Genomic DNA, 7,727 nt, shown 5'->3' with positions numbered 1-7,727 from the left:
CCCAGCACCTGCTCGAGGTCGGTCACCGCGCCGCCAGCAGCCCGGCCAGGCCGTGCACGTCGGGGGCGGCCGGCAGCGCCTCGCACCAGGCGAGCACCGGACCGACGGCGGCGGCCGGCAGGGTGCGGCCCAGCAGCGCCTCGTGCTTGGCGCGCAGCACCTCCGCCGGGTAGGGGGCGTCGGGTCCGCCGGGGGCGCGCTCCTCGGTGGCCGTCAGCACGCGCCCGTCGGCGAGCGTGACGGTCACCCGCGCCGCCCGCACCGCGGGCGAGGCGGCCGTCATCGCCGGGTCCTCGACGACGCGGACGCGCCGGGTGAGCGCCTGCAGCCGCGGGTCGGCCGCCACCTCGTCGGTGTAGACGTCGATCCCGTTGTCGCGCAGTAGGATCCGTGCGGCCACGTTGTACGGGATGGAGTGCTTGCCGGCGAAGCCGTTCGGCACCTCGGTGTACCGCAGCCGGGTGGCGGGGTCGTACGTCGCGACCTCGACGGCCTCGACCTCGTCCGCGCCGAAGCCGTGGTCGGCCAGCAGCGCCTCGGCCGCCTCGACCGGCGCGTGGTTCCAGCGGCTGCAGGCGTGCAGCTTCAGGTAGCCGGTGCGCAGGTACCGCGTCGCCCCGAGGTCGGCGTCGAGGTGCGCGGCGTCGAAGGACGTCCCCAGCACCTCGCCGAAGACCGTGGCGAGCGCCTGCGGGTCGGCGGTGGTGCCCGTGCGCGCCAGCTCGACGGCCAGCACGCCCGCCTGCGCCGTCAGGCCGGTGACCGCGTTGCGGACGGTGGCGCCGGTGGTGGCCGCCCGCTGGGTCGAGGCCGGCACCAGGGCGGCCGCGAGCAGCACCGCCCGCTCGGTCGTGGCGACGTCGAGCGCGCGCAGCCGCGCGACGCCGGCTGCCGCCCCGCACACCATCGCGGTGCCGAACGGGTGCACGGCGTCGCGCAGCCGCACGCCGCGTCCGACCCGCACGGCGACCTCGTAGGCGGCGGCGAGCGCCTCGAGCAGCTCGCGACCCGTGCTGCCGACCTCCTCGGCCACGGCGAGCAGCGCCGGGAGGGTGTGGGCGCACGGGTGGTTGGCCGCGAGCTGGTTGCCCTCGTCGAGCTCGAGCCGCACCGCGGCGGTGCCGTTCAGCAGCGCGGCCGTCGGCGCCGTCGTCGTGGAGCCGTCGGCCCACACGGTGCTCGGTCCGTCGCCGCCCAGGCGGCGCGCCGCCCGGGCCGCGCCCGCGACCTCGGGCTCGGCCCCGGCACCCACCGCGGCCGCCAGCGTGTCGGTGACGAGCAGGACCGCGTGCGCCACGTCGTCGTCGGCCAGCGCGTCCGGCCCGAAGACGTGCGCGAGCAGTGCGGTCAGACCGCTCACGCCGGCTCCGGCAGACCGCCGCGCCAGCCCAGCGCCCGGGAGACGTCGTCGGCCGCCTCGACCAGCAGCGGCACGAACCGCGCCCGGGCGGTCTCGTCGACGCGGTCGACCGGCCCGCACACCGAGATCGCCCCGAGGACCGCGCCGTCGACGCCGAACACCGGTGCCGCGACGGACCCGGCGCCGCGCTGCCGCTCGCCGTCGGAGTGGGCGTGGCCGTCGCGCCGCACCTGGACCAGCCGCTCGCGCAGCGCGTCCGGGTCGGCGACGGTGAGGTCGGTGAGCCGGTCGAGCGGCCCGGCGACGACGGCCTCCTGGGCGTCGGCCGGCATGAACGCGAGGATCGCGGTGCTCGAGCTGCCCGCGTGCAGCGGGAACCGTCGTCCGAGCTCGACGCTCATCGAGATCTCGCTGCGCCCGACCACCTGGTCCAGGTAGACCCGCGCGCCGGGCACGAGCGCGGACACCGTGGTGGTCTCGCCGGTCGACGCCTGCAGGCGCCGCAGCACCGGCAGCGCCAGCGTGCGCAGGTCGGAGTCGCGCAGCGCCCGGGCGCCGAGGGCGCTCGCCGCCGGGCCGAGCCGGTACCCGCCCGCCTCGGCCACGACCAGGCCGCGCTCGACCAGGGTGCGCAGGATGCGGTGCACCACCGCCTTCGACAGGCCCAGCCGCCGCGCGAGCGCGGACACCCCGTGGACCTGCGGTCCGTCGAGGAAGGCCAGCAGCACGTCGGCCACCCGAGCGGCCGACTCGGTCCCCGAGGCCGTCCCCGAGGCCGTGCCGGACGCGCTGCCCGCCGCCTGCCCGGCCGGTGGCCCGGACCGGTCCGTCGTCCTGGTCGTCATCGTCCCCAGCTCCCCTCGTTGTTCCGCTGGACGGAACGCTAGTCGAGAACCGGCGACGGGTGTCGGACCTCGGTGGGATGTCCGTGACCGTAGACGACGCACGGAATCCCTGTCGACCCCTTGACCTGGGCCGGATGAGCGGTCACAGTCGGTGGCCGGAGGCGCGTTCCGTCGAGAGGAACGTCCCGAGCACCTGGGAGAGTTCGATGAAGCGGTCCCTGCTCACGGCACTCGCCGTGGCCCTGCCCCTGGCTCTCGCGGCGTGCGGCGGTTCCGCCCCGCCCGGCGCGGTCGAGGACGGCGGTGGCGACGGCGGCGGCGAGGCCCCCGAGACCATCGTCATCGGCGCGCTGCACCCCCTGAGCGGCGCCGCGGCCGCCGACGGCCAGCAGATGGACAACGGCGCCCAGCTCGCCGTCGACGCGATCAACGAGGCCGGTGGCATCGAGTCGCTCGGCGGCGCGCAGCTCGAGCTGTCCAGCGCCGACACCCAGGGCGCGCCCGAGGTCGGGCAGAGCGAGGCGCAGCGGCTCATCCAGGAGGGTGCGGTCGCGCTCGTCGGCACCTACCAGAGCGCGGTGAGCCAGAACGTCGCGGCGATCGCCGAGCGCAACCAGGTGCCGTTCGTCATCGACGTCTCCAGCGCCGACGCGATCCTGTCCCAGGGCTACACCTACACCTTCCGCATGCAGCCGAGCGGCCGCGTCCTCGGCGAGGGCGGCGCGCAGTTCCTCTCCGAGGTCTCCGAGGCGGCCGGCGCCACCGCGCCCAAGGTCGCGATCCTGCACGAGCAGGGCCCGTTCGGCACCGCGATCAAGGACACCTTCTCGGCCAAGGCCGAGGAGCTCGGCATGGAGGTCGTCTCGGCGGTCAGCTACGACGCCGCCAGCGTCTCCGACTTCAGCACCCAGGTCACCGCGGTGCAGGCCGCCGGCGCCGACGTGCTCATGGTCGCCGGCTACTACCGCGACGGCGTGCTCGTCGCGAACGCCGTCAACACCGTCAAGCCCGACCTCGACGCGGTCTGGGGCGTGGCGAACGGTGCCTACGACCTGCCGCAGTTCCCCGCCGAGGTGGGTGCCGCCGGTGAGGGCTACTTCGACGCCAACTACCACCTCGACACCACCAACCCCGACACCCAGGCGCTGATGGAGCTCTACAAGGAGACCTACGACGACGACATCCGCACCGGCGCCGTGCTCGCGTACGACGCCGTCCGGGTCATCGCCGACGCGCTGGAGCGGGCCGGCAGCGCCGACCCCACCGCGCTGCGCGACGCGATCGCCGAGACCGACATGCCCTCGCTGATCGCCCAGGCCGGCAACGTCACCTTCTCCGAGACCGGCGAGAACGAGGGCGCCGCACCGATCCTGATGCAGGTGCAGGGCGGCAAGGTCGTGCAGGTCTACCCGGAGGACTTCGCCGAGGCGGAGCCGCTCTACCCCGCGAACCCGGGTCAGTGATGACGGACCCCCTGAGCAAGCCCGCTCCGGCAGGCACCTCGCCGGCTCCCCACGACGGGGAGCCGGCGGAGGCCGCCGCCGCACCCGCGCGCCGCCGGGTGCCGCACGGCGCGCTGGTGCGCGTCGGCGTGGTGCTCGCCGTGGCGGTCGTCGCCGTCGCCCTGGCCTACTGGCGCTCCGGCAGCGGCACGGTGGTGACCCAGGCGGTCGTCATCGGCCTGCTGATCGGAGGCGTCTACGGCCTGGTCGCGATGGGCCTGACGCTCATCTTCGGGGTCCTCGACATCGTCAACTTCGCGCACGGCGCGTTCCTCGCGATCGCGCTCTACGTCACCGTCGTGATGGCCGGACGGTTCGGGCTGCACCCGCTCGTCGCCCTGCTGGTCTCCGTCCCGCTCATGTTCGTGCTCGGGGCGCTGGTGCAGCGGTTCGTGCTGGCGGGCGCGATGGGCAAGCCGCTGGAGAACCAGCTGCTCATCACGCTCGGCCTGTCGCTGCTCATCGACAACCTGCTGCTGCTGTTCTTCGGCCCCAACCCGCAGTCGGTGACGCTGCCCGGCGACGGCCCGGTGCGCATCCTCGGTGCCGTCACCACCGGTTCGCGGCTCATGGCGTTCGGGGTCGCGCTGGTGCTGGCGGCGGCGCTGTACGTGCTGCTGCAGCGCACCCGGCTCGGCACGGCCATCCGCGCCGTGGCGGCCAACGACTCCGGCGCGCAGCACGTCGGCATCGACACCCGCCGCATCTACATGGCGGTGTTCGCGATCGGCACCGCCTGCGCCGGCGCCGCCGGCGTGCTGGTCGCGCCGCTGGTGACGATCGAGCCCACGACCGGCGAGCTGTTCAACATCGTCGCCTTCGTGGTCGTGGTGCTCGGCGGCATGGGCAACGTGGTCGGCGCGCTCGTGGGCGGCCTGCTCATCGGCCTCACCGAGCAGCTCGGGTCGCTGCTGCTGCCGGGCCAGAGCCCGCTGCTGTCGGTGTTCCTGGTCTTCGTCCTGGTGCTCTTCGTCCGGCCGCAGGGCCTGTTCGCGAGGCGCACGTGACCACCACCGCCCCCGCCCCCGCCACCGACGAGCCGGTCGACCTGCCTCGCCCGGCGTGGAACCGCCACCTGCTGGTGGCCGCCGTCCTGGCCGTCGTGCTGGCGCCGCTGCCCCTCGTCCTGCCCGACGCCTCCGAGGCCGTCGCCGTGCGCATCCTGGTCTTCGCGATCATGGCGATCGGCTGGAACGTGATGAGCGGCTTCGGCGGCCTGTTCAGCTTCGGCCACGCCGCGTACTTCGGCATCGGCGCCTACGTCAGCGTCTGGCTGCTGGTCGAGAAGGACGTCTCGCCGTGGATCGGCATGGTCGGCGGCGTCGTCGGCGCCTCGTTGTTCGCGCTGCTGCTCGGCTTCCTCACGCTGCGGTACAAGCTGAAGGGCGCCTACTTCGCGCTGTCGACCTTCGCCTTCGCCGAGATCCTGCGGCTGCTGGCGACCAACAGCGACCTGGTGAACCGCGCCGTCGGCTACAACGTGCCGATCCGCCCCGAGTCGTCGCTCGCCTACCTGCAGTTCCCGCCCGGCTCGCCGATGTACTTCTGGGTCGCGCTGGCGCTCACCGTGGCGGCCCTGGCCGTCAGCATCCTGTTCCTGCGTTCGCGCGCAGGGCGTTTCACGGTCGCCGTGCGCGACGACGAGGAGGCCGCGGCCGCGGTCGGCATCCCGGTGATGCGCACCAAGCTCACCGCGATGGCGCTGTCGGCCGCGATCACCTCGGTCGCCGGCACGTTCTACGTCCAGTACTACTTCTTCGTCGACCCCGACACCGCGTTCGGCTCCAGCGTCTCCATCCAGGCGATCCTGCCCGCGGTCATCGGCGGCGTCGGCACGATCTGGGGACCGGTCATCGGCGCCGTCATCCTCGGCCCGCTGAACGACGTGACGGCGACGCTGCTGCGCAACCCCCCGGAGTTCCTCGACTTCCTCCAGGGCAGAGCGGGTCTCGACGTCGTCATGTACGCGATCCTGCTCATCGTCATCGTCCTCGTGCTGCCGCAGGGCGTGTACGGGGCCCTGCGCGAGAGGTGGCGGCGACGGTGAGCCTGCTGCGCGTCCGCGGCGTCAGCCGCTCCTTCCGAGGCCTCAAGGCCGTCGACGACGTCTCGTTCGAGGTCGCCGAGGGCACCATCCAGGGCATCATCGGCCCGAACGGCGCCGGCAAGACCACGCTGTTCAACGTGGTGGCCGGCGCGATCGCCCCGGACGCCGGCACCGTCGAGCTCGACGGCAAGGACGTCACCGGGCACCCGCCCCACCGGATCGCGCACGCCGGGATGTCGCGCACGTTCCAGCTGATGAAGCCCTTCGGGACGATGAGCGTGCTCGAGAACGTCGCGGTGGCCGCCATGGCCGCGGGCGTGGGGCGCCGCGACGCCGACCGGCGCGCGGGCGACGTCATCGAGCGGGTCGGCCTCGGCCGCTGGCGCGACGCGCGCAGCGACGGCCTGCCGACCGCCGGGCTGAAGCGGCTCGAGCTCGCCCGCGCCCTGGCCACCCGGCCGCGCGTCCTGCTGCTCGACGAGGTGCTCGCGGGCCTGGTGCCGGCCGAGCGGGCACCGGTGATGGAGCTGCTCGAGCAGCTGCGCAGCGACGACGGCGTCACCCTCGTCTTCGTCGAGCACATCATGGCCGCGGTGATGCGGCTGTCCGACACCGTGCTCGTGCTCGACCAGGGCCGCGTGCTCACCAGCGGCTCGCCGCAGGAGGTCACGTCCGACCCGCGCGTGATCGAGGCCTACCTCGGGGAGGAGCCCACCGGTGCTGCGTCTTGAGTCGGTCTGCTCGGGCTACCACGGCCTGCAGATCCTGCACGAGCTCGACCTCGAGGTCGGCGCCGGCGAGATCGTCGCGCTGGTCGGCGGCAACGGCGCCGGCAAGACCACGACCCTGCGCACGATCTCGGGCGTCGTCCGACCCACGTCCGGCTCCATCACCTTCGACGGCGACCGCGTCGACGGCGTGCGCACCGCCGACCTGGTGCGCCGCGGGCTCGTGCACGTGCCGGAGGAGCGCGCGCTGTTCGGCCCGCTCACGGTCGAGGAGAACCTGCGGATGGGGGCGTGGACCCAGCGCAAACGCCCTGTGCAGGACGCGATGTCGGAGGTCTTCGACCTGTTTCCGGTGCTCGCCGAGCGCCGCCGCCAGCTCGCCGAGACGTTCAGCGGCGGCCAGCAGCAGATGCTCGCCATCGGGCGTGCCCTGATGGCGCGTCCGCGCCTGCTGATGCTCGACGAGCCGTCGACCGGGCTGTCGCCCAAGCTCACCTGGGCCGTGCTCGACGCCGTGAAGGCGATCCGCGACCGCGGCGTCGCGGTGCTGCTGGTCGAGCAGAACGCCTCGCAGGCGCTGCGGCTCGCGGAGCGGGCGTACGTGCTCGAGAGCGGCAGCTGCGTCCTGTCCGGCCCCGGGGCCGAGCTCGCCGAGGACGACCGCGTCCGCGCGGCCTACCTGGGGCTGTAGTGACCGAGACCGCCACCGCCACGGCGCAGGAGCGCGCGCGGCGTGCCACCGACGACCTCGGCGCGTGGGCCGCGGGCCTGCGCTGGGACGACGTGCCCGCGCCGACCCGCGACCGGCTCGGCCCGGTGCTGCTCGACCTGCTCGGCGTCACGGTGCTCGGCGCGCGCCAGCCCGAGCAGCAGGCGCTGGTGCGGGCGTGGCGCCCGTCCGCGGGCCCGTCGCCGCTGGTCGGCGGCGGCACCTGCACGACGGTCGAGGCGGCAGCCTGGCTGAACGCGACCGCCCTGGTGCGGCTCGAGCTCGACGAGGGCAGCAAGCACGCCGCGGGACACCCTGCGGCGCACGGCTTCCCGGCCGTCCTGGCGCTGGCGGCCGACCTCGGCTCGACCGGCGCCGACACCGCGGCCGCCCTGGTGGTGGCGTACGAGGTCGCGGCCCGGTTCGGCCGCGCCACCCGCCTGCGCGCCGGCGCCCACCCGCACGGGAGCTGGGGCGTGGCCGGCGCGGCGGCCGGTGCCGCGGGCGCCGCGGTCATCGCGGCCGCCGGGGCCGGC

At 74.6% G+C, this 7,727-nt stretch carries 8 protein-coding genes; 6 read left to right on the top strand and 2 right to left on the bottom strand.

The genetic code is table 11. From position 1 onward, the window contains the following. Nucleotides 1-22: 22 nt before the first annotated feature. Both ACYVKY_RS21250 and ACYVKY_RS21245 read right to left on the bottom strand, forming a co-directional pair. A complete protein-coding gene (locus ACYVKY_RS21250; RefSeq protein WP_460436979.1) occupies nucleotides 23-1,360 on the bottom strand; it encodes an MmgE/PrpD family protein in 1,338 nt (445 codons plus the stop codon). Further along, nucleotides 1,357-2,205: an IclR family transcriptional regulator gene (locus ACYVKY_RS21245; protein WP_460436978.1), complete on the bottom strand. Its 849-nt coding sequence runs from the start codon at nucleotides 2,203-2,205 to the stop codon at nucleotides 1,357-1,359. The genes ACYVKY_RS21250 and ACYVKY_RS21245 overlap by 4 nt, the downstream gene beginning before the upstream one ends. A 206-nt stretch (nucleotides 2,206-2,411) precedes the next feature. Here ACYVKY_RS21245 and ACYVKY_RS21240 point away from each other — a divergent pair, with 206 nt between their 5' ends. The 6 genes from ACYVKY_RS21240 to ACYVKY_RS21215 all read left to right on the top strand — a co-directional run. Then, nucleotides 2,412-3,668, top strand: a complete 1,257-nt coding sequence (locus ACYVKY_RS21240) for an ABC transporter substrate-binding protein (RefSeq protein WP_460436977.1) — start codon at nucleotides 2,412-2,414, stop codon at nucleotides 3,666-3,668. Further along, nucleotides 3,668-4,714, top strand: coding sequence for a branched-chain amino acid ABC transporter permease (locus ACYVKY_RS21235; RefSeq protein WP_460436976.1), 1,047 nt, complete (start codon nucleotides 3,668-3,670; stop codon nucleotides 4,712-4,714). Before ACYVKY_RS21240 ends, ACYVKY_RS21235 begins: the two co-directional genes overlap by 1 nt. Continuing rightward, nucleotides 4,711-5,754, top strand: coding sequence for a branched-chain amino acid ABC transporter permease (locus ACYVKY_RS21230; RefSeq protein ID WP_460436975.1), 1,044 nt, complete (start codon nucleotides 4,711-4,713; stop codon nucleotides 5,752-5,754). The genes ACYVKY_RS21235 and ACYVKY_RS21230 overlap by 4 nt, the downstream gene beginning before the upstream one ends. Continuing rightward, the gene (locus ACYVKY_RS21225) at nucleotides 5,751-6,485 is read left to right on the top strand and encodes an ABC transporter ATP-binding protein (RefSeq protein WP_460436974.1); all 735 of its coding nucleotides are present in this window, start codon (nucleotides 5,751-5,753) and stop codon (nucleotides 6,483-6,485) included. Before ACYVKY_RS21230 ends, ACYVKY_RS21225 begins: the two co-directional genes overlap by 4 nt. After that, a complete protein-coding gene (locus ACYVKY_RS21220; protein ID WP_460436973.1) occupies nucleotides 6,472-7,173 on the top strand; it encodes an ABC transporter ATP-binding protein in 702 nt (233 codons plus the stop codon). Before ACYVKY_RS21225 ends, ACYVKY_RS21220 begins: the two co-directional genes overlap by 14 nt. Next, nucleotides 7,173-7,727: MmgE/PrpD family protein (locus tag ACYVKY_RS21215; RefSeq protein ID WP_460436972.1), on the top strand; the 555-nt coding region annotated here is incomplete at its 3' end. The genes ACYVKY_RS21220 and ACYVKY_RS21215, both read left to right, overlap by 1 nt.

Source organism: Angustibacter speluncae (assembly GCF_054777815.1).
This window is presented reverse-complemented; position numbering and strand designations above follow the sequence as displayed.

Coding starts and splice junctions, on each gene's coding strand:
- ACYVKY_RS21245 (WP_460436978.1), bottom strand. CDS start 2,205: ATGACGACCAGGACGACGGACCGGTCCGGGCCACCGGCCGGGCAGGCG.
- ACYVKY_RS21240 (WP_460436977.1), top strand. CDS start 2,412: ATGAAGCGGTCCCTGCTCACGGCACTCGCCGTGGCCCTGCCCCTGGCT.
- ACYVKY_RS21235 (WP_460436976.1), top strand. CDS start 3,668: ATGACGGACCCCCTGAGCAAGCCCGCTCCGGCAGGCACCTCGCCGGCT.